Origin of the sequence: Nonomuraea montanisoli (genome assembly GCF_013363975.1) — a bacterium.
GTDB classification, from domain to species: domain Bacteria; phylum Actinomycetota; class Actinomycetes; order Streptosporangiales; family Streptosporangiaceae; genus Nonomuraea; species Nonomuraea montanisoli.
On record NZ_JABWGN010000015.1, the window covers coordinates 16,089 to 42,884 of the forward strand.

General features: G+C 73.3%; 21 protein-coding genes. 10 read left to right on the top strand and 11 right to left on the bottom strand.

Translation table 11 applies throughout. From position 1 onward, the window contains the following. The first annotated feature begins 50 nt into the window (after positions 1-50). The 6 genes from HTZ77_RS33595 to HTZ77_RS33620 are packed head-to-tail and all read left to right on the top strand — an operon-like array spanning position 51 to position 4,954. The gene (locus HTZ77_RS33595; RefSeq protein WP_175593769.1) at positions 51-896 is read left to right on the top strand and encodes a 3-hydroxyacyl-CoA dehydrogenase family protein; all 846 of its coding nucleotides are present in this window, start codon (positions 51-53) and stop codon (positions 894-896) included. A 21-nt stretch (positions 897-917) separates the two neighbouring features. After that, complete coding sequence (locus tag HTZ77_RS33600; RefSeq protein WP_175593770.1) at positions 918-1,169, top strand: acyl carrier protein; 252 nt, start codon at positions 918-920, stop codon at positions 1,167-1,169. Then, on the top strand, positions 1,166-2,344 hold the full coding sequence (locus HTZ77_RS48465; protein WP_328808918.1) for an acyl-CoA dehydrogenase family protein: 1,179 nt from the start codon (positions 1,166-1,168) through the stop codon (positions 2,342-2,344). The genes HTZ77_RS33600 and HTZ77_RS48465 overlap by 4 nt, the downstream gene beginning before the upstream one ends. Continuing rightward, the gene (locus HTZ77_RS33610) at positions 2,341-3,429 is read left to right on the top strand and encodes an HAD-IIIC family phosphatase (RefSeq protein ID WP_175593771.1); all 1,089 of its coding nucleotides are present in this window, start codon (positions 2,341-2,343) and stop codon (positions 3,427-3,429) included. Before HTZ77_RS48465 ends, HTZ77_RS33610 begins: the two co-directional genes overlap by 4 nt. Then, a complete protein-coding gene (locus HTZ77_RS33615) occupies positions 3,426-4,220 on the top strand; it encodes a thioesterase II family protein (protein ID WP_175593772.1) in 795 nt (264 codons plus the stop codon). Before HTZ77_RS33610 ends, HTZ77_RS33615 begins: the two co-directional genes overlap by 4 nt. A 53-nt stretch (positions 4,221-4,273) precedes the next feature. After that, a complete protein-coding gene (locus tag HTZ77_RS33620) occupies positions 4,274-4,954 on the top strand; it encodes a 4'-phosphopantetheinyl transferase family protein (protein ID WP_175593773.1) in 681 nt (226 codons plus the stop codon). On the opposite strand, the gene HTZ77_RS33625 is transcribed toward HTZ77_RS33620, so the two are convergent. The 5 genes from HTZ77_RS33625 to HTZ77_RS33645 are packed head-to-tail and all read right to left on the bottom strand — an operon-like array spanning position 4,917 to position 16,403. Beyond that, on the bottom strand, positions 4,917-6,077 hold the full coding sequence (locus HTZ77_RS33625) for an acyl-CoA dehydrogenase family protein (RefSeq protein ID WP_175593774.1): 1,161 nt from the start codon (positions 6,075-6,077) through the stop codon (positions 4,917-4,919). The genes HTZ77_RS33620 and HTZ77_RS33625 overlap by 38 nt on opposite strands. A gap of 4 nt (positions 6,078-6,081) precedes the next feature. Beyond that, the gene (locus tag HTZ77_RS33630; RefSeq protein WP_175593775.1) at positions 6,082-9,966 is read right to left on the bottom strand and encodes a type I polyketide synthase; all 3,885 of its coding nucleotides are present in this window, start codon (positions 9,964-9,966) and stop codon (positions 6,082-6,084) included. After that, positions 9,963-14,663: a type I polyketide synthase gene (locus HTZ77_RS33635; protein WP_175593776.1), complete on the bottom strand. Its 4,701-nt coding sequence runs from the start codon at positions 14,661-14,663 to the stop codon at positions 9,963-9,965. Before HTZ77_RS33635 ends, HTZ77_RS33630 begins: the two co-directional genes overlap by 4 nt. Positions 14,664-14,722: 59 nt before the next feature. After that, a complete protein-coding gene (locus tag HTZ77_RS33640) occupies positions 14,723-15,577 on the bottom strand; it encodes an ABC transporter permease (protein WP_175593777.1) in 855 nt (284 codons plus the stop codon). Further along, positions 15,567-16,403 carry an ABC transporter ATP-binding protein gene (locus HTZ77_RS33645; protein ID WP_175593778.1) on the bottom strand — a complete coding sequence of 279 codons (837 nt, stop codon included), beginning with the start codon at positions 16,401-16,403 and terminating at the stop codon, positions 15,567-15,569. Before HTZ77_RS33645 ends, HTZ77_RS33640 begins: the two co-directional genes overlap by 11 nt. Before the next feature lie 179 nt (positions 16,404-16,582). On the opposite strand from HTZ77_RS33645, the gene HTZ77_RS33650 reads away from it, so the two are divergent. The 3 genes from HTZ77_RS33650 to HTZ77_RS33660 all read left to right on the top strand — a co-directional run bounded on the left by HTZ77_RS33650 (position 16,583) and on the right by HTZ77_RS33660 (position 19,916). Beyond that, positions 16,583-17,263: a phosphotransferase gene (locus HTZ77_RS33650; protein WP_175593779.1), complete on the top strand. Its 681-nt coding sequence runs from the start codon at positions 16,583-16,585 to the stop codon at positions 17,261-17,263. A 40-nt stretch (positions 17,264-17,303) separates the two neighbouring features. Further along, entirely contained in the window at positions 17,304-17,822 is a 519-nt protein-coding gene (locus HTZ77_RS33655; RefSeq protein WP_175593780.1) for a DUF1707 SHOCT-like domain-containing protein, read from the top strand. 876 nt (positions 17,823-18,698) lie between these two features. Then, the gene (locus HTZ77_RS33660; RefSeq protein ID WP_175593781.1) at positions 18,699-19,916 is read left to right on the top strand and encodes an acyltransferase family protein; all 1,218 of its coding nucleotides are present in this window, start codon (positions 18,699-18,701) and stop codon (positions 19,914-19,916) included. Here HTZ77_RS33660 and HTZ77_RS33665 read toward each other — a convergent pair. From HTZ77_RS33665 to HTZ77_RS33690, 6 genes are all read right to left on the bottom strand, one after another. Next, a complete protein-coding gene (locus tag HTZ77_RS33665; RefSeq protein ID WP_175593782.1) occupies positions 19,911-20,234 on the bottom strand; it encodes a YciI family protein in 324 nt (107 codons plus the stop codon). The two genes, HTZ77_RS33660 and HTZ77_RS33665, sit on opposite strands and share 6 nt — an antisense overlap. Positions 20,235-20,250: 16 nt before the next feature. Then, a complete protein-coding gene (locus tag HTZ77_RS33670) occupies positions 20,251-20,610 on the bottom strand; it encodes an ester cyclase (protein WP_175593783.1) in 360 nt (119 codons plus the stop codon). A 1-nt stretch (position 20,611) separates the two neighbouring features. After that, positions 20,612-21,061 carry a MarR family winged helix-turn-helix transcriptional regulator gene (locus HTZ77_RS33675; protein ID WP_175593784.1) on the bottom strand — a complete coding sequence of 150 codons (450 nt, stop codon included), beginning with the start codon at positions 21,059-21,061 and terminating at the stop codon, positions 20,612-20,614. Between the two features lie 63 nt (positions 21,062-21,124). Further along, positions 21,125-22,534 carry a PepSY-associated TM helix domain-containing protein gene (locus tag HTZ77_RS33680; protein ID WP_175593785.1) on the bottom strand — a complete coding sequence of 470 codons (1,410 nt, stop codon included), beginning with the start codon at positions 22,532-22,534 and terminating at the stop codon, positions 21,125-21,127. A gap of 734 nt (positions 22,535-23,268) precedes the next feature. Beyond that, a complete protein-coding gene (locus tag HTZ77_RS33685; RefSeq protein ID WP_175593786.1) occupies positions 23,269-24,114 on the bottom strand; it encodes a hypothetical protein in 846 nt (281 codons plus the stop codon). A 176-nt stretch (positions 24,115-24,290) separates the two neighbouring features. After that, complete coding sequence (locus HTZ77_RS33690) at positions 24,291-25,007, bottom strand: FadR/GntR family transcriptional regulator (protein ID WP_175593787.1); 717 nt, start codon at positions 25,005-25,007, stop codon at positions 24,291-24,293. 181 nt (positions 25,008-25,188) lie between these two features. Between HTZ77_RS33690 and HTZ77_RS33695 the strand changes: the two genes are divergently transcribed. Then, positions 25,189-26,796 carry an ABC transporter substrate-binding protein gene (locus HTZ77_RS33695; protein ID WP_328808919.1) on the top strand — a complete coding sequence of 536 codons (1,608 nt, stop codon included), beginning with the start codon at positions 25,189-25,191 and terminating at the stop codon, positions 26,794-26,796.

Sequence of the window (26,796 nt, forward strand, 5' to 3'; positions counted from 1 at the left end):
AAGACCCACAGAGCATGCGAGAGACCAACGATGAGCGGAACGGAGCGGACATGACCCTTATCGGCGTGATCGGCGCTGGCGTCATGGGAGTCGGGGTCGCCCAGAACCTCGCCCAGACGGGACACGACGTGGTGCTGGTCGACAGGGACGAGCGGATCCTGGCGGACGCGCTGGCCACCATCGCCCGCAACACCCGCATGAGCCGGCTCATGGGCGGCCCCGCCCTCGACCCGGACGAGGTGCTGGCCAGGATCTCCACGGCCGTCGGCGCCGCGGGCGCGGCCAAGGCCGACCTGGTCATCGAGAACGTCACCGAGAACTGGGACGTCAAGCGCGAGGTGTACGAGACCCTGGACCGCGAGTGCGGCCCGAACACCGTCTTCGTCGTCAACACCTCCGCCATCCCCATCACCAAGGTCGGCGCCGTCACCGGGCGCCCCGACAAGGTGATCGGCGTCCACTTCATGAACCCCGTCCCGGCCAAGCCCGCCGTGGAGCTCATCCCCGGCTTCCACACCTCGCCGGAGACGATCCAGCGCACCCGCGACCTGCTCACCGCCATGGGCAAGAAGGCCGTGGACGTCAAGGACTCCTGCGGCTTCATCTCCAACCGGGTGCTCATGCTCACCGTCAACGAGGCCGCCTACCTCGTCCACGAGGGCGTGGCCGACGCCGAGTCGGTGGACGAGGTGTTCCGGAGCTGCTTCGGCCACCCGATGGGCCCGCTGGAGACGGCCGACCTGATCGGCGTCGACACGATCCTCTACAGCGTCGAGGTGCTCTACGAGCACTACGCCGACAGCAAGTACCGCCCCTGCCCGCTGCTGAAGCAGATGACCGACGCCGGGCTGCACGGCCGCAAGTCCGGCCGCGGCTTCTACACCTACGCCCAGTAACGACACGAAGGAGCTGTTTCGATGACCGACACCAAGGGCCAGATCCTCGGCTTCGTCCGCGACCGGTACCCGCAGGCCGAGATCACCGAGTCGCAGGACATCTTCGCGCTCGGCTTCGTCAACTCGCTGTTCGCGATGGAGCTGGTGATGTTCGTGGAGAAGACCTTCGGCGTCACCATCCCCAACGACGAGCTGCGGATCGACAACTTCCGCACCGCGACCTCCATGTCCGACCTGGTGACCCGGCTCCTGGCCGAGCCGGCCGTCGCGTGACCGTCACCGGCGTGGCGCCGCCCGCCGCCGCTCCGCCGGTCCCGGCCGCCGTCACGGCGCGGGTGACCGACCGGCGCTCCGCGCGGGCGTTCGTCGACACGCACGTGGCGCCGTACGCCGACGCCTACGACCGGGCGGGACGCGTGCCGGAGGAGCTGCTGCGGCGGGTGGCGGAGGCGGGCCTGTGGGCGCCGTTCCTGCCGCCCGAGGCGGGCGGGGCCGGCATGGACTGGGTGACGCTCGGCGAGGTCCACGAGGAGGTGGGTCGCGGCTGCTCCTCGCTGCGCAGCCTGCTCACGGTCCACACCATGGCGGCGTGGACCGTGCAGCGCTGGGGCAGCTCGGAGCAGCGCGAGCGGTGGGCGCCCGCCTTCGCCGCCGGCGAGCGGCTGGGCGCGTTCTGCCTGTCCGAGCCGGGCGCCGGCAGCGACACCTCGGGCATCACCACGACCGCCGCCGAGTCCGGCGGCGGCTGGGTGCTGAACGGCGTCAAGAAGTGGACGACCGGCGGCCAGCGGGCGGACGTGTTCCTCGTCTTCGCCCGCACCGCGGCCAGCATCGGCGCGTTCCTCGTGCCGAGGGACACGCCGGGCGTGGAGGTGCGGCCGATCGACGACATGCTCGGCACCCGCGCGTCCATGCTCGCGGAGATCAGCTTCACCGACGTGGTCCTCGACAAGGACGCGCTGCTCGGCCCGAGCGGCTTCACCGCCGGCATGGTGCTCACCGGCACCCTCGACCTCGGCCGCTACAGCGTGGCGGCCGGGTCGGTCGGCATCGTCCAGGCGTGCCTGGAGGCGTCGGCCGCCTACGCGGCGAGCCGCGAGGTGGGCGGCACGCCGCTGGCGAAGCTGCCGCTCATCCAGGCCAAGCTCTCCGACATGGTGACCGACGCGCGGGCGGCCCGGCTGCTGCTGGCCGAGGCCGGCCGCCTCAAGGACGCCGGCGAGGCGTCCACGATCATGGCGACGTGGGTGGCGAAGTACTTCGCCTCCACCGCCGCCGCCCGGCACGCCTCCGAGGCCGTGCAGATCCACGGCGCCAACGGGTGCGGCACCGACTACCCCGTGGCGCGCTACTACAGGGACGCCAAGGTGATGGAGATCATCGAAGGCAGCAACGAGATCCAGCGGATGACCATCGCTGGCCAGGCCGATCGGGAGAAGACCGGATGAGCGTTACCGCCGAGAGCCCGGACGCCGGCGTCGCCCTGCTTCCTCGGAAGCCGGCGCGGGGCCGCATCAAGTGCATCGTGTGGGACCTCGACAACACCCTCTGGAACGGCGTGCTGCTGGAGGACGGCGAGGTCCACGTCCGGCCGGCCGTCGTCGAGCGCATCCACGAGCTGGACCGCAAGGGCATCCTGCACTCCGTGGCCAGCAAGAACGACCGCGACACCGCGCTCGCCCAGCTGCGCGCCCTCGGCCTGGAGGAGATGTTCCTCCACCCGCAGATCGGCTGGAACCCCAAGTCGGAGTCGATCCGCAGCATCGCCAAGGCGCTCAACCTGGGCCTGGACGCGTTCGCGTTCGTCGACGACCAGGAGTTCGAGCGGGCCGAGGTGGCGCACGGCGTGCCGGAGGTCACCTGCGTCGACATCCTCGACCTGGAGGAGGCGCTGGCCCGGCCGGAGTTCCAGCCCCGGTTCGTCACCGACGAGTCGGCGCAGCGGCGCCACATGTACCAGGGGCAGATCGCCCGCGACGAGCTGGAGCAGGACTTCGTCGGCACCAACGAGGAGTTCCTGGCGAGCCTGGAGATGGACTTCACCATCGCCCCGGCCGCCCGTGAGGACCTCCAGCGGGCCGAGGAGCTCACGGTCCGCACCAACCAGCTCAACTCGACCGGCCGCACGTACTCCTACGACGAGCTGGACGAGCTGCGCGAGTCGGACGACCACCTGCTGCTGGTGGCCTCGCTCACCGACAGGTTCGGCAGCTACGGCAAGATCGGGCTCGCGCTGGTGGAGAAGGGGGCCGACGCCTGGCGGCTCAACATGATGCTCATGTCGTGCCGGGTGATGTCGCGCGGCGTCGGCATGGTGCTGCTCAACCACATCATGCGGCTGGCCGCCCAGGAGGGCGCGGCGCTGCGCGCCGACTTCGTCGAGACCGGACGCAACCGCATGATGCAGGTGACGTACGCGTTCGCCGGCTTCAGGGAGGTGGAACGGGACGGGGCGCACGTGGTGCTGGAGGCCGACCTGAGCGCGGTGCAGCCGCCCCCGCCGTACGTGCGGCTCGAAGTGAGGACGACATGACCGTCGGCGAGCTGGTGAGCGACGAGGCGTTGGCGCGCTGGCTGCCGTTCCGGGGACTGACCGGCACCGAGCCGGGCGCGCTGCCGATGTACTGCCTGCCGCACGCGGGCGGCGCCGCCTCGGCGTTCCGGGTGTGGCAGCGCAAGCTGCCCGGCGTCGCCGTGCAGCCGGTGCAGCCGCCGGGCCGGGAGAGCCGGCACAAGGAGCCGCCATACCTGCGGATGGCCCCGCTCGTGTCGGACCTCGCCGACGTCGTGCTCGCCGACGTGGAGCTGTCGGCGGCCGGCCGCAGGTACACCCTGTACGGCCACAGCCTGGGCGCCATCGTGGCGTTCGAGCTGGTCCGGGAGATCCGGCGGCGCGGCGGCCCGGAGCCGGTGCACCTGTTCGTGTCCGGCTCCGACGCCCCGCACGTCACGGAGGAGTCGGGGCCGCCGGTCGGCGGGATGAGCAGGCCGGAGCTGGTGGCGCTGCTGCGCGGGCTCGGCGGCACCCCCGAGTGGCTGCTGTCCGACCCCGAGGCGCTGGACATGGTGCTGCCGTCGGTGCAGGCCGACTTCACCGTCAAGGAGACGTACGTCTACCAGGAGGAGGCGCCGCTGGACGTGCCGATCTCGGCGTTGTGCGGGGAGACCGACCCGCGGGTCTCGCCGGTGAAGCTGGCCAGGTGGCTGGACCAGACGGCCCGCGAGTTCCTGCTGCACGGGTTCGACGGCGGGCACTTCGCGGTGTTCGAGCAGGCGCAGCGGACCCATCGCATCCTGGCGGAGGCGCTGCGGCCGTGGGTGTGACGGCTCGTCCGGTGACGGTGCGGGAGTGGCTGCCACTCCCGCACCGTCCGCGTGTGGAGCCCCTGGGGGCGGCGGTCGAGGTGTGGAAGGTGCGGCTCGACCGTCCCGCCCGCCCCGAGTGGCGGGGCTGGCTGTCCGCCGCCGAGCGCGACCGGGCGGCCGGCTTCGCCGACGCGGGGGAGCGGCACCGGTACGTGGTGGCGCACGCGGCGCTGCGGTCCGTGCTCGGGCGGCTGTGCGGCGTGGCCCCGGAGGACGTCGGGTTCACGACGGAGGAGTCCGGCCGGCCGTGCCTGCGGGCCGGACCCGACTTCAACCTGTCGCACTCCGGCGACCGGGCCCTGATCGCCGTCGCCGCCTCCGGCACGCGCGTGGGCGTGGACGTCGAGCGGATCCGCGCCGACCTCGACCACCTGGAGCTGGCCCGGCGCATGTACCAGCCGGAGGAGGCCGCGCGGGTGCGTGAGCGCGGCCTGGCGGAGTACTTCCGGCTGTGGACCGCCAAGGAGGCGTACGTCAAGGCCACCGGCGCCGGGCTGGCCGGCCTGCGCGGCTGCCTGGTCACGGACTCGGTGACGGGCTGCTGGGTCACCGAGACGGCAGAGGGGAGCGCGACGGTGTCGTCGCGCTCCCCGAGCCAAGGGCCGTGGCCGGTGCGCTGGCTGGACGTGGCCCCCGGCTACGCCGCCGCCCTGGTCACGACCGCTTGGACACCGGCACCACGTACCGGGTGAACACCAGGTCCCGCAGCACGTCGTCGCCGCCCTCGACGATCGAGACGTACCTCATGTCGCGGGCCAGCTTGCCGATGACCGACTCGTGCGTGTACCCCAGCCCGCCGAACATCTCCGACGCCGTCGAGGCGATCTGCCAGCCGGTCTGCCCGCAGAACATCTTCGTCGTCAGCGCCTGCTTCAGCGTGCCCGTGCGCAGGAACTCCTCGCCCGCGTCCGGCCGGGCCGCGATCGCGTCGTACGCCCGCGCCGCGGTCAGGCACTGGTTGGTCATGACCTCGATCTGCATCTCGAACTGCCCCAGCCGGGAGGCGAACACCGCGTTGGCCGTCAGCGGCGCCCCCTTCACCGACTTCGCCTTGCCGTAGTCCATGCACACGTCGCGGATGCGGCGGGCGACGCCGAGCGCCGTGGTGGCGATCAGGATGCGGCTCGCGTTCAGCCCCACCTCCAGCAGGCGCAGCCCGTTGCCGCGCAGCACGTTGGCCGCCGGCACGCGCACCCCCGACAGCGACACCTGGTAGGTGGCCGACGAGCGCAGCCCGATGACGTCCCACCGCTTGTCCACGGTGACGCCCGGGGTGTCGCGCGGGACGAGCACCGCCAGGTAGCCCGACGGGTCCTTCTGGCTGCGCGCGATCACCACGAGGAACTGCGCGAAGCCGGTGTTCGTGGAGAACGCCTTCTGCCCGTCGAGGACGACCGTGTCGCCCTCGACCCGGGCCGTCGTCGTCATGCGGGCCAGCTCGCTGCCCGCCGCGTGCTCGCTGCCCAGCGTGGCGGCGAAGCCGTTCTCCGCCACCAGCCGGCCGAGATGCCGCTCCTTCAGCTCCTCCGAGCCGTACCAGGTCACCATGCTCGTCGTCAGGATCGGGATGAACAGGGTGAACGCCACCCCGGCGTCGTGGTAGGCCAGCTCGCTGGTGATGCGGACGCTCTCCTCCAGGCCGAGGCCCAGCCCGCCATGCTCCTTGGGCAGCCACCAGTTGGCCAGGCCCGTCCCGGCGAAGCGCTCGTACAGGGGCAGCGGCGCCTCGGCCAGCGAGTCGAGGTAGGCGTCGTTGCCGGTCAGCTCGCGCCGGGCGAAGCCCTGGACCGCGCGCAGGTACTCGGGCTGCTTCATCGGCTCACTCCTGCTCGTCGCGCGCGTCGAGCAGCTCGGCGAGCCGGCGCACCGTCGGGCACTCCAGCAGGCCGGTGACCGGCACGGACGCGTTCAGCTGCCTGCGGACCCGGGTGGTGAGCTCGATCGCGAGCAGCGAGTGGCCGCCGAGCTCGAAGAAGTTGTCCAGCGCGCCGATCGGCTCGATGCCGAGCACCCGCGACCAGATCGCGGCCAGCGTCGCCTCGGTGCCCTCGCGCGGCTCGACGTAGGCGTTGTTCAGCTCCGGCCGCGGGTGCCGCTCCTGGTCGTCGTCATCGTCGCCGGCCTCGTGGATGTCGCCGGTGACCCACTGCGCCAGCCGCGCCTCCAGCGGGCCGGTCGAGATGACGAAGTGCCCGGCCCGGTCGGCCGCCGACAGCGCCCGCTCGAACACGCCCACGCCCTCGGCCGGGGTCATCGCGTAGTCGACGACCGCGCCGCTGTGCCCGGCCACCCGGTCGGGGTCGATGTTCCAGGTGTCCCAGTCGACGGTCACCCACCGGCCCTCGCCCGCCGTGCGGGCCGCGCGGACGTAGGCGTCCAGCGCCGCGTTCGCCGCCGCGTACGGGGCGAGCGTCATGCCGCCCAGCACCGACGCGATCGACGACAGCGTGATGCGCCGGTCGGGGCACTGCTCGCCGAGCACCTTCTGCAGCACGTGGAAGCCGGTCACCTTGGCCGCCAGGTGCGCGTCGCACTGCTGACGGTCCATCAGGTGCGCGAAGTTGAAGTACGCGCCGTCCTGCACGCCCGCGCCGTGCACCACCACGTCGATCGCGCCGAAGCGGGCCACCGCCTCCGACACGACCGCGCGCATCGCCTCCTCGTCGGCCACGTCGGCCGACAGGGCGAGCACCGTCGCGCCGCGGGCCTCCAGGTCGCGGATGTTGACGATGTGCCGGGCCGTGCGCTCCGTCCCGGGCGGCACGTCGGCGAGGAAGGCGTCCCACTCCTCGCGCGGCGGCAGCGCCGAGCGGGCCGTGAGCACCAGCCGGCAGCCGTACGTGCTCGCCAGGTGCCGGGCGAGCACCAGGCCGACGTCGCCGAGACCGCCGGTGATGAGCACGGTGTCGCCGTCGCGGAACCCGCGCTCCTCGGGGGCGGGCTCCTCCACCGGGTACTGCCGGTAGTCCCGCAGCCACGTCTCGCCCGCGCGCAGCGCCACCGGCCCCTCGTGCGGGCAGACCGCCGCGGCCAGCACCTGCTCGGCCAGCGCCGTCAGGTCCCGGCCCGGCTCGGCGCCGTCCACGTCCACGCTGCGGCAGCGCAGCCGCGGGTTCTCCTGCTGCAGGCTCGGCGCGAGGGCGGCGAGCGTGGAATGCTCCGGGTGACGCAGGTCGGCGCCGGAGACGCCCACCGCGTACGAGGTGAGCAGCACCAGCTCGGCCCGCGGCGCCGACCCCGTGTTGTCCACCAGCTCCCGCGCCAGGGACAGCGCCGAGTAGAAGCCGCGGGCCTGCTCGGCCGTGAAGTGCTCCACCGGGTCCGCGCCCGGGGCGGCCTCGGGGCTCGCCAGGCTGAAGCCGTGGACGATCGCGCGCGGCGCGGCCACCAGCGAGTAGAACAGCTCGGCCACGTCGTCGGCCTTGCCGGGCCGGATCGTGAAGTCGCCGCCGTCGTCCTGGCCGAACCGGTCGCCGGAGCGCACCGTCGTCACCTCGGCGCCGGCCCGCGTGAGCCGCTCCACCAGCGCCTCGCCCCGCTCGTCGCCGGAGAACACCAGCCACGGGCCCGCCAGGCGCAGCCGCTCGTCCAGACCGGCGAGGGGCAGCGGGTGCGGCCGCCAGGTCGGCAGGTACGTCCAGTGCCGCAGGTCGAAGTCCTTGCCGGGGCCCTGCTGCCGGGCCTGGGCCTGCGCCGCCGGGTTGGGCTTGATCCAGTACCGGCGGCGCTGGAACGGGTAGGTCGGCAGCTCCACCCGGCGGCCCTCGCCGCCGTGCAGCGCCGGCCAGTCGATCGCCGCGCCGGCCAGCCACAGCCGCGCCACCGTGGCCAGCAGCCACTCGGCGGCCGGGACGTCGCCGTCCGGCGCGACCGCGATCTCCTCGACGGCCTGGCCCGCGCCGTCGCCCTTCAGCACGTGGACGCCCACGGCGCCGAGCCCGTCGGCCAGCGCGCCCAGGGCCCGCTCCCGGTCCCCGCCCGACGTCTCACCGGCCGACGGCGAGGCGATGCTCGCTGCGCCCGACGGGGAGACCCCGGCACGGCGCAGGACCGTGTCCACGGCCGCCCGCAGCTCGCCCCACCAGGCGTCCGGCACACCGGAGTCCGGCGCGCTCAGCCGTACCTTCGGGTTGCGCCGCTGCGTCTTGCCGCCGATCCACCGCGACGGGTCGCCCAGCGCGGCCACCGCGTCGTCCCGGTCGCGGCACACCACCGCGCGCCGCAGCGCGAAACCGCCCCGCGACACCTGCAGCGTGAACGCCACGTCCGCGAGATCGTCGTCGCCCGCCTCCTCCGCGAGGTGCGCCCGCAGCCGCTCGGTCACGTCCGTCAGCGCCTGCTCGTCGGCCGCCGAGAACACCAGCAGGTGCGGTCCCGGCCGCGCCGGGCGGGCCGGCCGCGGCGGCGCCTGCTCCAGCACGACGTGCGCGTTCGTGCCGCCCAGCCCGAACGAGCTGACCCCGGCCCGGCGCGGATGCGGCCCCGCCGTCCACGGCCGGTGCTCCTTCAGCACCGTGAACCGGTCCTGGGCGCCGGCCAGGGCCGGGTTCGGCGTCTCGTAGTCGGGGGTGCCCGGCAGGAGCTCGTGCTTGAGCGTCATGGCGGCCCGCATCAGCCCGGTCACGCCGGAGGCGCGGTCGAGGTGACCCAGGCTCGGCTTCAGCGAGCCCAGCACGCACGGCGTCTCCCGCGTCTGCGCGAACACCCGGTTCATCGCCGCCAGCTCGATCGAGTCGCCCAGCATCGTGCCCGTGGCGTGGCACTCCACGTAGCCGACCGTGTCCGGCTTGACCCCGGCCACGCCCAGCGCCGACTCGATCACCTCGGCCTGGCCGTCCACGCCCGGCGCGGTGTAGCCGGCCCGCAGCCGGCCGTCGTTGTTGGCCGCCGACCCCAGGATGACCGCGTGGATCACGTCGCCGTCGGCCAGCGCGTCGGACATGCGCTTGAGCGCCACCACGCCGGCGCCGCTGCCCATCACGGTGCCGCTCGCCTCGGCGTCGAAGCTGCGCACCCGGCCGTCGGGCGACATGATGCCGCCCTGCTCGTACAGGTAGCCGGACGGCTGCGGCAGCGGCGTGAACGCGCCGCCCGCCACGGCGATGTCGCACTCGTACGTCAGCAGGCTCTGGCACGCCAGGTGCACCGACACGAGCGAGGTCGAGCAGAACGTCTGCACCGACACCGCCGGCCCGCGCAGCCCCAGCTTGTACGACACCAGCGAGGCCAGCGAGTCGCGCTCGTTGCCCACGGCCATGAGCAGCGCCCCGCCCGGCTGGCCGGTGAGGTGCTGGATGTTCTGCACGATGTAGTCGGGGAACCCGCAGCCGCCGAAGACGGCCACCTGGCCGGGCACGTCGGTCGGGCAGTAGCCGGCCGCCTCCAGCGCCTCCCACGAGCACTCCAGGAACAACCGGTGCTGCGGGTCCATCGTCTCGGCCTCGCGCGGGTTGATGCCGAAGACGGTCGCGTCGAAGCGGTCGAGGCCGTCGAGCGGGCCGCCGACGCGCACGTACCGCGGGTCGGCGAGCCGGCCGGGCTCGACCCCGGCCTCCCGCAGCTCCTCGTCGGTGATCGCGCGCAGGCCCTTCACGCCGGCGAGCAGGTTCCTCCACAGCTCGCCGACGCTCGTGGCGCCCGGGAAGCGCCCGGACATGCCGATCAGCGCGACCGCGGAGTCGTAGTCGGTCTGGGTCTCGGTCATGAGGTCCTTCCGCTTCTGAGCATGGTCCGGCGCTGGGCGATGCGGGAGCGCTGCTGGTCACGGGCGTCGGCCGGCTGCTCCTCGGGCTCCTGGCCGGCGCGGGCCGCCTCCGCCAGGGAGGCGATGGTGGGCGCCTGGTAGAGGATGTGTGGCGGCAGGTAGGACAGCTCCAGCGCCCGCCTGACCTCGGCGATGATCTCCATGCCGAGCAGCGAGTTGCCGCCGAGCTCGAAGAAGTTGTCGTGCACGCCGACCTGCTCCAGGCCGAGCGCCTCGGCCCACACGCCGGCGATGGTCTCCTCGGCGGGCGTCTGCGGCTCGACGTACGCGGTGGACAGGTCGGGCCGTGGGTGCCGGCCGAAGGCGTCGCGGATCTTCTTGACCGTCGCTTGGTGGCTCTCGATGGACGACTTCCGGCTCATCGCGACGAGCGGCGCGAAGTCCTGCGTGGAGGCCACCACGTGCCGCTCGCCGCTGGCCAGCACGCGCAGCAGCGTCTGCCAGCCCTGGTCGAAGGTGAGGCCGAAGTTCTCCCGGTACCAGGTGAAGTACTGCTTGGAGCCCTCGTCGTAGTTCTCCAGGCCGTCGGTCCAGCCGTTCCACGTCCACTCGCACCAGTCGACCGAGGTGACGTGGACGCCGGGCAGCTCGTCGCTCAGCGCGAACGCGTCGAGGAAGGCGTTGGCCGCGCAGTAGTCGACCTGGCCGGCGCCGCCGCCCGTGGCCGAGGTGGTGGAGGAGTAGAGGGCCAGGAAGTCGACCGGCACGTCCCGCAGCACCTCGGCCAGCGCCAGGGTGCCGCCGACCTTCGGGGCGAGGACGCGCTCGACGTCGGCGGCGGTCTTGAACTGCATGAGGCCGACCGCGGGCACGCCCGCGCAGTGGACGACGCCGTTCAGCTCGCCGTACCGGTCGAGCGCGGCGTCCACCGCCCGGCGCACGTCCTCGACGCGCGACACGTCGCCCGCGACGGTGACGACCTCGGCGCCGGCCGCCTCCAGCCGGAGCAGCCCTTCCAGGCGGCGGCGCACCTCGGCGGCCGTGCCGTCGGAGGCGAGGACCGCGTTCCACTGGTCGCGGGGCGGCACGGGAGTGCGGCCGAGCAGCACGAGCCGGGCCTGGAACTGCTCGGCCAGCCGCTCGGCCATGGCCAGGCCGATGCCGCCGAGCCCGCCGGTGACGATGTACGCGCCGCCGGGCCTGACCTGGGCGACGGGCGGATTCTGCTCGATGACGGAGGCGTCGAGGGCCTCGTAGTCGGGGATCCAGCGCCCGCCGCCGCGCAGGGCGACGACCTGGTCGGCCGGCTCGGCCCGCAGCTCGGCGAGCAGCGCCCCGCCGGACAGGCCCTCCGGCTCCACGTCGATGAGGCGGGTGGTGACGCGCGGGTACTCGACGGGGATCAGCCGGGTCGGGCCGAGCAGCGTGCCCCGCGCGGACGCCACCCGGTCGCCGGGATGGACCTTCTGGCCGCCGGTGGTGACGATGTCCAGCGACCAGCCGGGCAGGCCGAGGTCGCCCGCGGCCTTGGCCAGGCCGATCAGCGTGTGCAGGCCGCGCTGGAGGCAGTCCGGGGTGGACTGGGCGGGGTCGGCGCACCACAGGTGGACGACCCGGTCGGGGACCCGGTCGGTGGCGGCCAGCTCGCGCAGCGCGGCCAGCGCGTCCTCGGGGGAGCCGGGCCGTACGGTCAGCCCGTCCGGACCGGAGGAGAACGCCTCGCCGGGACGGACCGTCACCACCTCGCGGCCGGTGTCGCGCAGGTGCGCGAGCAGCGGCGCGGCCACGGCGTCGGCGGCGCCGGCGTCCGTGTAGAGGAGCCAGCGGGCCGCCTCGTCCTCGCGGGGCGGCCTGAGCGTGGTCTGCCGCCACACCGTCGTGTGGATCCAGCGGGTGTCGGGCAGCCGCGGGTACGCCCTGGCGATGCTCGTCGGGTCGCTCTCGTCGAACACCGGCGTGCCGCCGGAGGAGCCGAAGGCGGACTCGTCGATCTCCAGCCAGTACTCCTGGTGCTCGAACGGGTAGGACGGCAGCGGCACGCGGCCGGGGGCCCAGCCGGTGTCCTCGTGCAGGGCGGCCCAGTCGACGCTGACGCCGGTCAGCCAGAGCCGGCCGACGGCGGTGGCGAGCGCCGCGCCCGCGTCCTGCGGGTCGTTGGCGCCGGGCAGCGTGGTGACGATGAGCGGCCACTGCGCGCGGTCGCACGCCGGGTGGCCGCGGGTCAGCGCGCCCAGCGACTGGCCGGGGCCGATCTCGGCGAGCGCGAGGTCGGCGATGCCGAGCACCTTCTCCAGCGCCGCCCCGAACTCGACGGTCTCGCACATGTGCCGCGCCCAGTAGCCCGGGTCGGTGACGACCTCGGCGGTGGCGATCTCGCCGGTGACGTTGCTCAGGTACGGCAGGGCGGGCGGGTTGAGGGTGATGTTGTCGCTGATCCACGCGGTCAGCTCGGCGGCCACCGGCTGGAGCATCCGGGAGTGGAAGGCGTGCGTGGTCTCCAGCCGCCGGTGGCCGATCTTCAGCTCGCGCAGCGTGGCCATGGCCGCCTCGACGTCCTCGGCCGGGCCGGCGAGGACCGTCTGGGAGCCGGTGCGCACGGCCACGTCGAGCCGCCCGCCGTACAGGTCGCCGAGGACCGTGCGCAGCCGCCGCTCGTCGGCCGAGACCGCGAGCATGGCGCCCTCGGGCTGCGAGGTGATGAGCTTGGCCCGGTAGGCGACGAGCCGCAGCGCGTCGGGCAGCGACAGCACGCCCGCCAGGCAGGCCGCCACGTACTCGCCCAGGCTGTAGCCCACCATGATCTCCGGGGTGACGCCCCAGCGGATGAGCTGCCGGGCCAGCGCGTACTCGGCGACGAACACGGCCGGCTGCACCAGGTGGGCCTCGGTGGTGGAGAGCGGCGCGGCGGGCTCGGCCCGGCCGAGCAGCCGGGCCAGGTCGCCGGCGCCGGCGCCCCGCTCGGCGGGGGTGAACACGTCCGAGAGCTGCGCCGCCTCGGTCAGCCCGAGCACGGCCAGGCACTCGTTGACGTCGGCCCGGAAACCGGGCTCCTCCGCGTACAGCTCCGCCACCATGCCCGGGTGCTGCTCGCCGACCCCGGCGATGAGGAACCCGGTCCGGCGGCCCACGGTCGCGTCGTTGCGGCCGAGCGCCGCGGCCGGGTCGGCGAGGCGGGCCGCGGCCTCCTCCGTGGTGCCCGCGACGACGAATCTGCGGTGGTTGAACACCTTCCGCCCCACCTGCAGCGTGTACGCGACGTCGCCCAGGTCGTCGGCCGTGCCGGTGAGCCGCTCGGCGAGCCGGGCGGCCGAGCGGTCGGCGGCCTCGGCGGAGCGGGCCGAGAACGGCAGGATCTGCCACCGGCGCGAGCGGGGCCGGCGCGGCTCCGGCTCGGGCGCCTCGGTGACGATGACGTGCGCGTTCGTGCCGCCCATGCCGAGGGAGCTGACGCCCGCGATGCGGCGCCGTTCGGCGGTGCGCGGCCACGGGGTGACCTCGGCGGTGACGCGGAACGGGCTGTTGTCGAAGTCGATCTCCGGGTTGGGCGAGCGGTAGTGCAGGGTGCCGGGGATCAGCTCCTTGCGCAGCGACTGCACCACCTTGATCAGGCCGGTGACGCCGGAGGCGCGGTCGAGGTGGCCGACGTTCGGCTTGATCGAGCCGAGCACGCAGTACTGCTTGTCCGGGGTGGGGCCGAACGCGCGGGTCAGCGCGGCCACCTCCATCGGGTCGCCGACCTCGGTGGCGGTGCCGTGTGCCTCGACGTACGAGATCTCGGTCGGGTCGACGCCGGCCCGCCTGATCGCGGCGGAGACGCAGCGGCGCTGCCCGTCCACGCTCGGCGCGAGGTAGCTGAACTTCATCGCGCCGTCGTTGTTGATGGCCGAGCCGCGGATGACGGCGAGCACGGTGTCGCGGGCGGCCAGCGCGTCGGGCAGCCGCCGGAGCATGACCACGGCGGCGCCGTCGCCGAACATGCTGCCGCGGCCCTCGGCGTCGAACGTGCGCACGTGCCCGTCGGGCGACTCCTGGCCGCCCTCCTCCCACAGGTAGCCGATCCGGTCGGGGATGCGCACCGACACGCCGCCCGCGATCGCCATGTCGCACTCGCCGCGCCGCAGGCTCTCGCTGGCCAGGTGGACGGCCACCAGCGAGGTGGAGCAGAACGTCTGGACGGCCACGCTCGGGCCGTCCAGGTCGAAGCGGAAGGAGACGTTCGTGGCCAGCGCGTCCTTGTCGTTGCCGATCATCAGGGCGGAGGTGTCGATGCCCATCTCGAACGCCCTGAGCCGGGTCAGCAGGTAGCCGCTGATGTTCATGCCGGCGAACACGCCCACGCTGCCCCGGCCCTCGGGAGTCGCGTACCCGGCGGACTCCAGGGCCTCCCAGACGCACTCCAGGAAGATGCGCTGCTGCGGGTCGGCGAGCGTGGCCTCGCGCGGGTTGTAGCCGAAGAAGCCGGCGTCGAAGCCCCGGATGTCGTCCAGGATGGGCCGCGAGCGGACGTAGTTCGGCTGCTGGAAGGTGGCGGGGCTCACGCCGGCGCTGATCAGCTCGTCGTCGGTGAACCTCGTGAACGACTCGACGCCGGTGCTGATGTTGCGCCAGAACGTCTCGACGTCGGCCGCGCCGGGGAACCGGCCGGACATGCCGATGACGGCTACGTCGGCCTCGCCCGCTGGATGGTGCTGGTCCATCAACATGCCCCTCTTGTCTGGAGTTGCCTTGCCGTTCGCTTCATGGGGGCCGCCCCGCGTCACATGGGCCCGCCGCGGCCCCAGCCGCGGGCGAGCCGGCGGGCGGCGAACGCGCCGGCCACCAGGCCGATCGCCAGCAGGACCACGGCGGGCGGCACCGCGCCCGCCGCGTCGCCGCGTACCGCGGCCTGCATCATGCTCAGGGCCCAGTAGCCGGGCGAGACGTGGGCGGCGAGCTGCGCCCACTCCGGCATGATGCTGAGCGGCACCAGCGCGCCGCCCAGGGAGCTGAGCGTGAGCGCGCCCACGTCCGAGATGACGCTGAGCTCGCCGTGGCTGCGCACCACCGTGGCCAGCAGCGCGCCGATCGCCAGCAGCGCGAACGCCCAGATCATGATGGCGAGCAGGACGTACACCGGGTTCGGCGGCACGGGCAGGCCGATGGCCAGGCAGCCGTAGACCAGCAGGACCGTCTGCTGGACGACCATCACCACGAACAGCGGCAGCGTCTTGCCGATGAGCAGCTCCGGGGCCGGGGCCCTGCTCACGCGCAGCCGGTCCCAGGTGCGCCAGGTGCGCTCCGACAGGATCGAGTTGCCGACCAGGGAGATGGCGAACACCGAGAACATCACCATCAGGCCCGTCGCGACCTGGGCGGCGCCGCCGTCCACCGCCCGTACGTACAGGGGCTTGAGCACCAGCATCAGCACCATCGGCATGACGATGTAGCTGATCATCTGCCCGGGGTCGCGCAGGCGCAGGGTGGCGTTGTGCCGGGCCAGCGCGCCGATCCGGTACGCGGCGTCGAGCAGGCGGGACGCGCGGGCCGGGGCGCCGGCCGGGCGGGTGGAGTCGCGGGGCGCGGAGCCGTCGCGGGGCGCGGAACCGTCAGGGGGCGCGGAGTCAAGGAGCATCGTGGACCGCCAGGGAGCGATAGAGGTCGTCCAGGGACGGGTTGCGCACGTCCACCGCGCTGATCGGGCGGTCGATGCGGCGCAGCAGGTCGATCAGGGTGACGGTGGGCTCGGAGGTGGAGACGCTGACCTCCTCCCGGTCGGCGAGGGTCACGCGGACCTCGCCCGGCAGGTCCTTCAGCAGCTCCTCGCAGGTGCCGCGGGCGATGACCCGGCCGCCCTGCGCCACGGCGATCGTGGCCTGCAGCTCGGTCAGCTCGGGCAGGTAGTGGGTGGTGTAGACGACGGCCGCGCCCTCGCCGGCGCGCTGCTTGACCACGTCGAGCATGGCCTGCCGGGTCTCCAGGTCGGCGCCCGCGGTCGGCTCGTCGAGCAGCAGCAGGGCCGGGCGGTGGACGAGCGCGCTCGCCGCCTGGGTGCGGCGCTGCTGGCCGCCGGAGAGCTTGCCGGCCCGCCGGTCCATGATGCCGCCGAGGCGCAGCACGGTGCTCAGGTCCTCGACGGCCTCGCTCAGCGCGGCGCGCCGCAGGCCGGCGAGCCTTCCGTACAGCTCCAGGTGCTCGCGGACGGTGGCCGACGGGTACAGGGCGATGTGCTGGGGCGCGACCCCCACCTCGCCGCGGGTGGCCGAGGGCGGCCGGCCGTCGATGGTCACGTGACCGCCGTCCGGGCGGATCAGGTACGACACGATCTCGACGAAGGTCGACTTGCCCGCGCCGTTGTGCCCGACGAGCCCGACGATCTCGCCGGCGGCCACGTTCAGACTGAACCCGTCCAGGGCCTGGATGGTGCCGTACCGTTTGACGAGATCGGTTGCGACCAGCAACGTGTCACCTCCTCAGCCACCCCACAATTGATGGAGTTAGGCGGATAAGTGCGGCAAACCTATGTTCCCTTGCACGATAGCGACGGATATCCCGGCGCCTGATGGCCAGTAATGACCGGCAAAACCGGCCAATTACCAGACGCTTCGCGTATTCCATTTGACGGTCTAATCTGACTGATATGCACGCAGGCTCGTTGATCGCGGCCGGACTCGACTGCGACATCTTCCAGGCGGGGCCCGGTAAGATCATCCGGCGCGCCCGCGAGGGCCGCAGCCTCGAACGCGAGGCGTCGGTCATGCGGCACGCCTGGCGCAACGGCTTCCCCGTTCCCCAGGTCTTCGACGCCGACGGCCCCGACATCCTCATGGAGCACGTCGAGGGGACGAGCATGCGGCAGGAGGCGGCCGAGCGGCCGGAGCGGATGCCCGAGCACGGGCGGCTCCTCGGCGAGCTGCTGCGGCGGCTCGCGGCCGTCCGCGCGCCCGGCTGGCTCCAGGCCGCCGACGGCTGCCCCGGCAACCGGCTGCTCCACCTCGACCTGCACCCGGCCAACGTCCTGCTCACCGCCGACGGGCCCCGGGTCATCGACTGGGCCAACGCCGCGCGTGGCGCGTCCGGCGCGGACACCGCCTGCACCTGGCTCATCCTGGCCGCCGCGCCCGTGGACGACCCGACCGTGGCGGCGGGGCGCGAGGGGCTGCTGGAGGGGTTCCGCGACGCCGCCGACATCGAGGCCGCGCGGCCGTACCTGAGGGTGGCGGGCGAGCGACGGCGCGCGGACGGCAACGTCACGGCCGACGAACGGGCGGCGATCGACCGCTTCCTGACCCGCGAGGCCCCCGCGCCCGCGGGGGAGTAGACGGGCAGCACGACAGGCGACACCCGGGAAGGCGGGGACGATGGACGAGCGGCGCGAGGCACTGGCCTCCGGCTGGGATCGCGAGGTGAGAGCCTCCGACGGCGACCGTGAGCGCGCGGTGCGGGCCTCCGACGGCGACCGGGAGGCGGCCGCCGAGCGGCTGCGCGTGGCGGTGGAGGAGGGCTGCCTCGACCTGGGGGAGTTCGACGAGCGGATCGGGCTCGCGTACCAGTCGGTGACCCGCGGTGACCTGGCCGAACTGCTCGCCGACCTCCCGCCGGACGCGTCCGTCTCCGCGTCCGCTTCTGCTTCCGTCCCCGCGCCCGTGCCCGGCTCGGCGGGGCCGCCCGGACGGGCTCCCTTACCGGGCGTGCTCAAGGTCCTGTGGGGGATCTGGGGGGTGGCGCTGGTGGTGAGCGTCGCGAGCTGGGTCGTGGAGGCCGTGTCGGACCCGTGCCCGGTGGACTTCTCGCCCGGCGGGCTGGTGGGGCCGGGGATCGTCCTGCTCATCGTGACGCTGGTCGTCCGCCGCCGCGCCACACCTCCTACGGCGGGCTGACCCTTGACCGAACGTCCCCCCTCTGCGGCTTCCGGCCCGCGTCCGGCTCACTCTGCTGCTTCGGGTCCGCGTCCGGCTCACTCCTCGGCTTCCGGTCCGCGAACGGCTTCCTCGGCGGCTTCCGGCTCGGGAACGGCTCCTTCTGCGGCTTCCGCCCCACGCCCGGCTGGCGCGGCGCGACCGGCTCCCGCGCCGCGTCCCGACCCGGCGCCCCGGCCCGCGCCGGCCCCGCGCCCCGCCCCGGCGCCGCGCCTCGCACCGCTGTCGGGCCCCACGCCCGCCTCCCCGCCCGCACCCGCCTCGACTTCGGGGACCCCGTCCGTGCCCGCCCCGGCCTCAGGGGCCCCTTCCGTGCCCGCCCCCGTGTCGGGGAGCCCTGCCGCGTCCGGCCCGCGCGGCGGTCTCGGGGCGCGGGCCGTTCCCCTTCCCCGCACCGCTCCGGAAGCCCCGCACGTCCTCGGCGCGATACGTGGCCCCGAGGAGGAGCCGCCATCCGCCGAGCGACGCACACCTGACGGGCGAAACACGCCCGGTCAGGGAGCTACGCCTGACGCGACGCTCGCCCCAGACGTGCGGCTCGCTCCTGACGTGCCGCTCACTCCTGATGTGCCGCCCGCGCCTGACGTGCCGCCCGCGCCTGACGTGCGGCCCGCGGTGAGTTCCGCGTCTGACGTGAGGTCCGCGCCTGACGAAGAGCCCGCCCCTGAGATCGCATCGGATCGCGCGGCCAGCGATCACGTCCAGGCTCTCGATCACGGGCAGGTCCTCACTCATGGGCAGGCCCTCGGCGGCGGGGCGGCGGCAGGAGAGTGGCCTTCCTCGGACCCCGCGCGTGACGGGCGCGCCGGTGAAACCGGAGGCGAGGGAACACGAGGCGTGGGGGGCGACGGGACCGGGCGGCGGGCGGAGTTGGACTTCGTGCGGGTGCTCGTGGTGGTCGGCCTCGTGCTGTTCCATTCGTCGCTCGTCTTCGACGCCAGCGACGACTTTTACGTGAAAAACGCGGAAACCACCGGCATAACCACAATTTTCGCAGGATTCGGCGTTTTATGGGCGATGCCGCTGCTGTTCCTCATCGCCGGTTTCGGCGCCTGGCACTCGCTCCGCCGCCGGGGCCCCGGAGGGTTCGTCCTGGAGCGGCTGCGCCGCATCGGCGTCCCCCTCGTCTTCGGCACGACCGTGCTCGTGCCCGTTCCGCAGTGGCTGCGGCTGCGCGCCGACCCGGCGTACCACGAGTCGTACCTGGAGTTCCTGCCGCGCTTCTTCCACATCCGCGTGGAGCCGTGGGAGTTCCCGTTCGTCCTCCAGGGCGACAGCTTCGAGACGGGTCACCTGTGGTTCCTCCTCCTGCTGCTCACGTTCGCGCTCATGCTCGCGCCCGTGGTGCGCTGGTTCCCGGCCTCCCGAGCGCGCGCGCTCGGCGAGAGGCTGGCGGCGGTCGGGCGGCGGCGCGGCGCGGCGCTGCTGCCCGCCCTCCCGCTGGCGCTGGTCAGCGCTGTCCTGGGGCTGGAGGAGGAGTACGCCGGCTGGAGCCGCTGGGCGTACCTCGTGTTCTTCTGCTACGGCGTGGTGCTCGCCTCCGACGGGCGGCTGCGGGACGCGCTGCGCCGCGACACGCGCGCGGCCGTGGTGTGCGGCCTGCTGCTGCCGGCGGTGGGCCTGCCGTTGTTCCTGGTCGCGGAGGGTGACGCGTTCACGGACTTGACCCCGATGGCGATGACGGCGCGCGCCCTGTACGGGGCGGCGGGCTGGTGCTGGCTCGTGGTGATCATGTCGCTCCTCCAGCGCCGCCGCCCGGCGTCCGGCAACGGGACGTCCGGTGACGGGACGTCCGGCGGCGGCTCCGGGCGGCGGCTGTACGCCTACCTGTCGGAGGGGGTGCTGCCCCTGTACGTGCTGCACCAGCCGATCGTGGTCGTGGTGGCGTTCTGGGTGGTGCGCTGGCCGGTGCCGGGGCCGGTCAAGTTCGTGGCGATCGTGCTGGTGTCGCTGGTGCTGATCCTGGCGGCGTACGACCTGCTGGTGCGGCGGGCGGAGGTGACGCGCTTCCTGTTCGGCATGCGCCCGGCCCGCCGCGCGAGGCGGTCGTCATAGCCCCGGCGACCGCACCCGCGCGTCGTCTGCCCCCAGCGGTTGCGCCAGCGCCGGGTGCACGCGTCCCGGATCGACCGTGGTGATCGTGTACGCGGCGACCCCGGCCCGCACGAACGGGTCGCCGGCCGCGATGCGCTCCACGTCCGCTCGCTCGCCCCGCGCCAGGATGACCCCGCCGTCGTCCGACGGCACGGTCTGTCCCGACAGCAGGAAGACGCCCTCGCGGTGATGCTGTTCGAGGTAGGCGACGTGCCCGGCGACGTGCGGACCGGCGTCCTCCTCGGCGCCGAGGTAGCGCAGGACGAGCAGGTGCAGCATGGAGCTCCTCTGCGACTCAGGTGGCTCGTGGGCGGCTCAGCGTGGACATGCCCCACAGCTCGGCGATGCGCCCGTCCCGTACGTGGAAGATCTCCAGCATCGCGGCCGGCGGCTGCCCGTCGCCGTCCGGCAGGCCGCGCAGCGTCGTACGCACGGCCGCCCGGTTCCCGTCCACGAGCATGTCCTCGACCTCGACCATGATGCCGGGGAACATGGCGTGCATCCCCGACCAGGCCCGCTTGACGCTCTCGGGGCCGACCGTGCCCAGGGGGTGGCTGACGAAGTCGGCCGCGAAGATCTCGTCGGCGGCGCGCACGTCCCGCGTGTTGAACGCCTCGTACATCCGCCGCGCGACGGCGCGCACGTGATCGGCCATCTCAGTCCCTCTCGTCGTGGTGCGTCCGCACGTTGGCACGGAGGCGGGCCAGCACCCGCAGGACGGTCTCCCGATCCCGTGGCGGGACGCCGTTGAGGACCCGCGCCTGGTAGCGCCGGTGCGAGTCGGCGAGCCCGGCGGCCTTGCCCTCACCCGCCGGGGTGAGACGGGCGAGCGTGTAGCGGTTGTCTCCAGGGTCGAGGCGGCGGGCCACCAGCCCGTCGGCCTCGAACTCCTTGACCAGCCGCGTGACGCTCGCCCCGTCGAGCCCCAGGGCGTGCCGCAGGTCGCTGTGGGTGGTCTCGCCGTTGCGCCACAGCCGCATCAGGATCTGGAGCCGGGGTCGGCTCATACCCACGTGGTCGGCGAACGCCTGGCGCACCTCCGCGTAGGCGCCGGTCAGCTCGCGGAAGAACACGTCCTCCGGTGTGTCGTCGCCGCTCTCCGCCATCGGCCGCCTCCCCTTGATCGCGCCAACCATTGTCGACGTCAAGAGTTGCGATGTCAAAGATAATTACCGGCGAGTGAGCCGGGCGCGCAGGCCCAGCAGGACGTCCAGCAGCAGGAACACGGCCAGCGAGATCCCCAGCAGCGGCACGAACAGGCCGACGGCCACGGTCAGCGCCGCCAGCGGGACCAGCATCCCGAGGTGGACCCCCTTCCAGGCCCCGCGCCGGTACGGCCGGCCGAAGCCGCGCGTGGGACGGCGCTGCCACCACATGAGGTAGCCGTACCCGATCAGGAGGATCAGCCCGGCGGCCAGGGCGGCCAGCACGATCTGGTTGGCCAGGCCGAACAGCCGGCCCATGTGCGCGTCGATGCCCCAGCGGGTCAGCTTGGCCGCCAGCGGGTGGTCGGCGAAGTGGAGCCGGCCGGTGACCCGCTCGGCGGCGGGGGCGACGGTCACCTGGTCGAGCCGCTGCGGCCAGGTGTTGTCGACCTCCTTGACCAGGTACGCGTCACCGGGCTTGGCCGGCCAGACCACCTCGAGGGGACCGGACAGGTGCGCGCCCCGCGCGACTCGGGCGACACCGTCCACCGCCGGGTCGGCCGCCGTCGCCGCGCCGTGCCCGGCATGACCGCTGTGACCGCTCTGGGACGCGTGGGCGGCGTGGTCGCCCGCGGAGGCCGACAGGCTCGGTGTGGACCAGCCGAGGGCCGCGCGCAGCTCGTCCACGTTCTCGCCCGCGTACTTGGACCAGGTCAGGCCGGTGGCCGACAGGAACAGCAGCCCCGCGAGCGCCCACACGCCGACCAGGCCGTGCCGCCCCAGGCTCCGCCTGCGTCCCGTGACGGCGCCGGTCTCCTGCCGCATCGCGGCGGCGCGGGCCCCGCGGCGGCGGCGCGAGAGCCAGAGCACCAGCCCGCCGAGCGCCACCACCCACAGCCAGCTCGCCGCCAGCTCGCTGTAGATCCGGCCCGGCTCGCCGAGGTGGAGGTGGCGGTGGAGCTGCGAGATCCAGGCGCGCAGGGGCAGGGCGCCCGAGCTGCCGTAGCTCTCCAGCGCGCCGCGCACCTGCGTGGTGTACGGGTCGACGAACACCGCGAGCTTGGTGCTCTCCGCCAGCCCCGGGACGTCCATCAGCACCCGGGTCGTACGGCCCGGCTCCTCCGGCGTCCGCACCGAGCTCACCTTGCCGTCGGGACGCGCCGCGCGGGCCGCCGCGACCTGCTCCGACAGGGGCGCCTCGGCGCGCCCCACGGGCACGCTCAGCTCGTGGGCGTAGACCACCTCCTCCACCTGCCAGGACGCGGCGTACAGGAGTCCGGTGGCGGCGGCGACCAGCAGGAACGGCGCGACGAGGACGCCGGCGTAGAAGTGCAGGCGCAGGACGAGGGGGCGCAGCGCGGCCCAGCCCATGCCGCGGTCGGCGGGCGGGCGTGCGGGTCCGGTGGAGGGTACGGCTTCGACGGTCGTGGACATGCGTTCTCCGTTTCCGGTGAGGGAGCGCGCCGGGGCACAGGTCCGGCGCGTCACCGCGGGGAGGGGAGCGAGGGGCCGGCCGGCGATGGCGCGGGCACGGCGGGCCGGACCGCGGGCTCAGGGAGCGGGGGAGCCGCGGTCGCGGATGTCGACCTTTCGACGGGTCGTGTCAGAGGGGCCCGCCTCTTCCGCGGGCCCTTTCGGGGTGGCCCGCCTACCTCTTCCGCGGGCTGTTTTCGGGGTGGCCCGCCTGCCTCTTCCACGGGCCGCTCTCAGGGTGGCCCGCCCGGGAGCGCCGGGCCGCCTCCGGAGCACCGCCGGGGACCCCGGAGCGCCTGGCCTCCTCCCACGCCCCGCGGCTCGCGTCATACCTCGCGTGTCGCGGCGCGGTCGACTGCCGCACGGGCTGCGCTCGTGGCACGGCCGGTACGGCTGCGTGGAAGGGATGATGGCGCCCCATGGGCCGACGGCGTCCGGGAGACCGAGCGCTGCGTTCGAAAGGCCGAGCGCTGCGTTCGGGAGGCCGAGCGCTGCGTTCGGGAGACCGGGTGCACAGCATCCAGAAGGCCGGGTGCGGCATCAGGTAGACCCGGCGCCGCGTCCAGGAGACCGAATGCTGCGCTCGGAAGACCGGGTGCGGCATCCGAAGCCCGGGTGCTGTGTCCGGGAGGCCGGGTGCTACGTCCTGAGAACCGAGCGCGGCGTCCGAAAACCGGGGCCGGAGCTGGGGAAGGTCAGCGGGCGGGCAGGGAGACGGGCGGCCCGCGCCGGGTGATCGTCGCGGCGAGAAGCGGCGACGACGGGAGCGCCGGGGCGGTGCGCGCCGCGGTGAGGCCCGGCCGGGCGACGGCGACGGGCGCGGCCGGCGGCGCGAGCAGCCACGCCACGAGGCCGTGCGCCGAGGCCACGGCCAGCCGCGTCAGCTCGGCGAGCGCGGCGTCGCCCCGTTCCAGCCACCAGCCGGAGATCAGCGCGACGGCCACGTGCACGAGCGCCATGCCGAGCCCGGAGCCGTGCTCCTGGTGCCCGGCCGCCATGGCGACCGGCGTGAGGTGGGCGTGCTGGCCGAGGAGGACCGGCGTGAGGTGGGCGTGCTGGCCGAGGAGGTGGTGCGCCTGGAGCCCGGCGCCGGGATCGGGGGCGGCCAGGTGGGACACCGCGAAGGAGGCGGTGAACAGGTGGTGCATGCCGTACTGGGCGGCGAAGCAGGCGATCAGCAGCGTGCCGCGTCCGCGGCGCCGGCCGGTGAGCGCCAGCGCGCCGGACCAGGTCGCCGCCATCGCGGCAGACAGCGTCAGGAGGTCGACGGCGTCTCCGGCGGTCAGCGTGTGCAGTCCCGCGGACAGCAGCACGCACACCGTGGCGAAGACCCCGGCCCGCAGGACGCGCAGCGCCGGCCGCGACGTCTGGCAGCCAGGACGGGCGCCGTCACCGCGCGGCGGGCTCTGGTGGCCGGGACGGACGCCGTCATCGCGCGGCGGCCTTTGGCGGCCAGGACGGGTGCCGTCATCACGCGGCGGGCGCGAGCGGCCGGGACGGGCGCCGCTTCCGCACCGTGGAAGCCGCACCCATCCCGCCACCGGTCCGCTCCTTTCTCGGTCGTACGCCCGAACCGAACGCCCGAAGACTCGACCCCGGGGGACCGCCGCCTCGCCCGAGAGGTTGTCGGCCCCCGTGGAGGGGATCGTCGTCTTCGCGTGGAGATACGGACAGGTCCGCGTTCCGGCTCAATCCCGGCGAAATTTCCCGAGAAACCTCACTGTGGCGGCGGGGTGAGGCGCTCCAGGCGGTTGCGCACGCCCTCGAAGTGGGCCTGGACCGCGGCCGTGGCCGCCGCCCGGTCGCCGGCCGTGACCGCCGTCAGGATGTCGCGGTGGCGCCTGGCCACGTCCTCGGGCGTCTCGTCCGGTGTGCCGAGCTGGTCGCGGAGCTGGTGGTAGACGTCCCAGAACGCGCCGAGGAGCTGGCTGACCAGCGGGTTGCCGAGCGGCCGGTAGAGCAGGTCGTGGAAGAGCCGGTCGGTCTCCGGCGGCACCTCGCCGACCTCGGCCTCGGCCTCCATGCGCGCCATCACCTCGGTCACCGGCCCGAGGTCGGCCGCCGTGCCGAGGTCGATGAGGCGCAGCACCAGGCCGCTCTCCAGCACCTCCCGGATGTCGGTCAGGTGGCCGAGATGGTTGCGTCCGTCCTGGAGCGTGATGCGGCTGTGGAACGCCAGCTCGTCCACCAGTCCGGCCAGTGACATGCGCCCGACGAACATGCCGAAGCCGTGGCGGATCTCCACGATGCCCACCGCCTGGAGCGCCTTCAGCGCCTCCCGCACGGAGTTGCGGCTGATGGCCAGCTCCTCCATCAGCTCCGACTCGGTCGGCAGCGGGTCGCCCGCGACCAGCCCGCGCCTGAGAATCAGGTCCTTGACGCCCTCCTGGGCCTCCACGGCCCGGCTGAGCCGGGAGCGCGGGACAGTCGTCATGAAAAATCCCTCTCTGGTAGGCGCTTAGGTAACATTCCGGAAATCCCCTGTTGACCTCAAGCGGCTCCCGCCTCTAGCGTCCACGTTACCCACAACATAGGACATGGGATGTCCCACGTTCTACCCATCGAGCCGCATCCAGCAAAGTGTGCGCACTCACCTGTACCTCCAGGAGGCATCCGTGAGCCCTGACCTCAGCCGCCGCGACTTCCTGCGTTACAGCGGGGCAACGGGGGCCGCGGCCTTCATCGCGGCCACCCTCTCCGCCTGTTCGGGGGGCCCGGCCTCCACCGGCTCGGTCGGGGCGGGCTCGAACAAGGATCTCATCACCGCCGTCATCGGGTACGGCAACGACCAGAGCTGGGACCCCACCCAGACCGCCTCGGCCTTCGCCATGGCCGGCATCACCCACGTCTACGAGGGCCTGCTCGACACCGACCCGATCACCCGCGAGCCGTACCCGGCGCTGGCGACCGCGCTGCCGTCCGACCTGAACGCGACGAGCTGGAAGTTCACCCTGCGCGAGGGTGCCAAGTGGCACGACGGGCAGCCCGTCACCGCCGACGACGTCGTCTTCACCTACCAGCGCGTCCTCGACCCCACGGCCAACGTCCTCGTCGGCAACTTCTTCCGCTCCTGGCTCCAGGAGGTCAAGAAGATCGACGACAGGACCGTCGAGCTGGTCTTCAAGTTCGCCTTCCCCGACGCCGCCCCCCGGCTCACCATCGCCAAGATCATGCCCAAGCACGTCTTCGGCCAGCCGGGCGCCTGGGACGCCGCCAAGGCCGGCAAGGCCGTCGGCTCCGGCCCGTACAAGCAGACCGCGCACAACCCCAAGTCCAACACCACCTTCGAGGCGTTCGACGGCTACAACGGCCCCCGCCCGGCCGCCGCCAAGAAGATGAACTGGCTGAGCATCGTCGACGCCTCCGCCCGCGTCGCCAAGATCTCCGGCGCCTCCGCCGAGGCGCAGATCGCCGACAACATCCCGTACGCCAACGTGGACCAGCTCAAGCAGCAGGGCCTCACGGTCGAGGGCGGCGCCGGCATGAACCACCTGTTCCTCATGTTCAACACCGGGGCCAAGCCGTTCGACGACGTCCGCGTCCGCCAGGCGCTGCATTACGCCATCGACAAGAAGAAGCTCATCGACGTGGCGCTCAAGGGCCACGGCACCGCCTCCAGCTCGTTCCTCAACGAGGGCCACCCCGACCACAAGCGGGCCGCGGTCGTCTACGACTACGACCCCGACAAGGCCAAGGCGCTGCTCAAGGAGGCCGGCGTCAGCAACCTGACGATCAACCTCATGTCGGTCAACGTGAGCTGGCTGGTGGACTGCCTGCCCACCATCGCCGCCTCCTGGGAGGCCGTCGGCGTCAAGACCACGCTGGAGCCGCAGGACACGGCCGCCCTGTTCGCCAAGATGGACCAGTTCCAGGACTACCAGGTGGTCGCCGCCGCCTCGAACCCCAACCAGTTCGGCATGGACGCCGACCTGATCATGCGTTACAACTACGTCTCCGGCGGCCTGTGGATGAAGTACAGCCACTTCGAGGGCAGCAAGGAGGCCAAGGCGCTGTTCACCCAGATGGACGAGGCCACCAAGGAGCCGGACAAGGCGAAGAAGACCGAGCTGCTGCACAAGTACCTCGACCTGATCGCCGAGCAGGCCGTCGTCTACCCGGTCGTCCACACCGAGCTGATGACCGCCTGGGACCCCAAGAAGCTCACCGGCGTGCGCGCCCAGCCGTACCCGGGGATCAACCTGCTCCAGACCAAGCGCGTCTGA

Bases quoted from the DNA above. Each gene is read 5' to 3' on its own strand.
- HTZ77_RS33595 (WP_175593769.1), top strand. From the start codon at position 51: ATGACCCTTATCGGCGTGATCGGCGCTGGCGTCATGGGAGTCGGGGTC.
- HTZ77_RS33600 (WP_175593770.1), top strand. From the start codon at position 918: ATGACCGACACCAAGGGCCAGATCCTCGGCTTCGTCCGCGACCGGTAC.
- HTZ77_RS33610 (WP_175593771.1), top strand. From the start codon at position 2,341: ATGAGCGTTACCGCCGAGAGCCCGGACGCCGGCGTCGCCCTGCTTCCT.
- HTZ77_RS33615 (WP_175593772.1), top strand. From the start codon at position 3,426: ATGACCGTCGGCGAGCTGGTGAGCGACGAGGCGTTGGCGCGCTGGCTG.
- HTZ77_RS33625 (WP_175593774.1), bottom strand. From the start codon at position 6,077: ATGAAGCAGCCCGAGTACCTGCGCGCGGTCCAGGGCTTCGCCCGGCGC.
- HTZ77_RS33630 (WP_175593775.1), bottom strand. From the start codon at position 9,966: ATGACCGAGACCCAGACCGACTACGACTCCGCGGTCGCGCTGATCGGC.
- HTZ77_RS33635 (WP_175593776.1), bottom strand. From the start codon at position 14,663: ATGGACCAGCACCATCCAGCGGGCGAGGCCGACGTAGCCGTCATCGGC.
- HTZ77_RS33640 (WP_175593777.1), bottom strand. From the start codon at position 15,577: ATGCTCCTTGACTCCGCGCCCCCTGACGGTTCCGCGCCCCGCGACGGC.
- HTZ77_RS33650 (WP_175593779.1), top strand. From the start codon at position 16,583: ATGCACGCAGGCTCGTTGATCGCGGCCGGACTCGACTGCGACATCTTC.
- HTZ77_RS33655 (WP_175593780.1), top strand. From the start codon at position 17,304: ATGGACGAGCGGCGCGAGGCACTGGCCTCCGGCTGGGATCGCGAGGTG.
- HTZ77_RS33665 (WP_175593782.1), bottom strand. From the start codon at position 20,234: ATGCTGCACCTGCTCGTCCTGCGCTACCTCGGCGCCGAGGAGGACGCC.
- HTZ77_RS33670 (WP_175593783.1), bottom strand. From the start codon at position 20,610: ATGGCCGATCACGTGCGCGCCGTCGCGCGGCGGATGTACGAGGCGTTC.
- HTZ77_RS33675 (WP_175593784.1), bottom strand. From the start codon at position 21,061: ATGGCGGAGAGCGGCGACGACACACCGGAGGACGTGTTCTTCCGCGAG.
- HTZ77_RS33680 (WP_175593785.1), bottom strand. From the start codon at position 22,534: ATGTCCACGACCGTCGAAGCCGTACCCTCCACCGGACCCGCACGCCCG.
- HTZ77_RS33690 (WP_175593787.1), bottom strand. From the start codon at position 25,007: ATGACGACTGTCCCGCGCTCCCGGCTCAGCCGGGCCGTGGAGGCCCAG.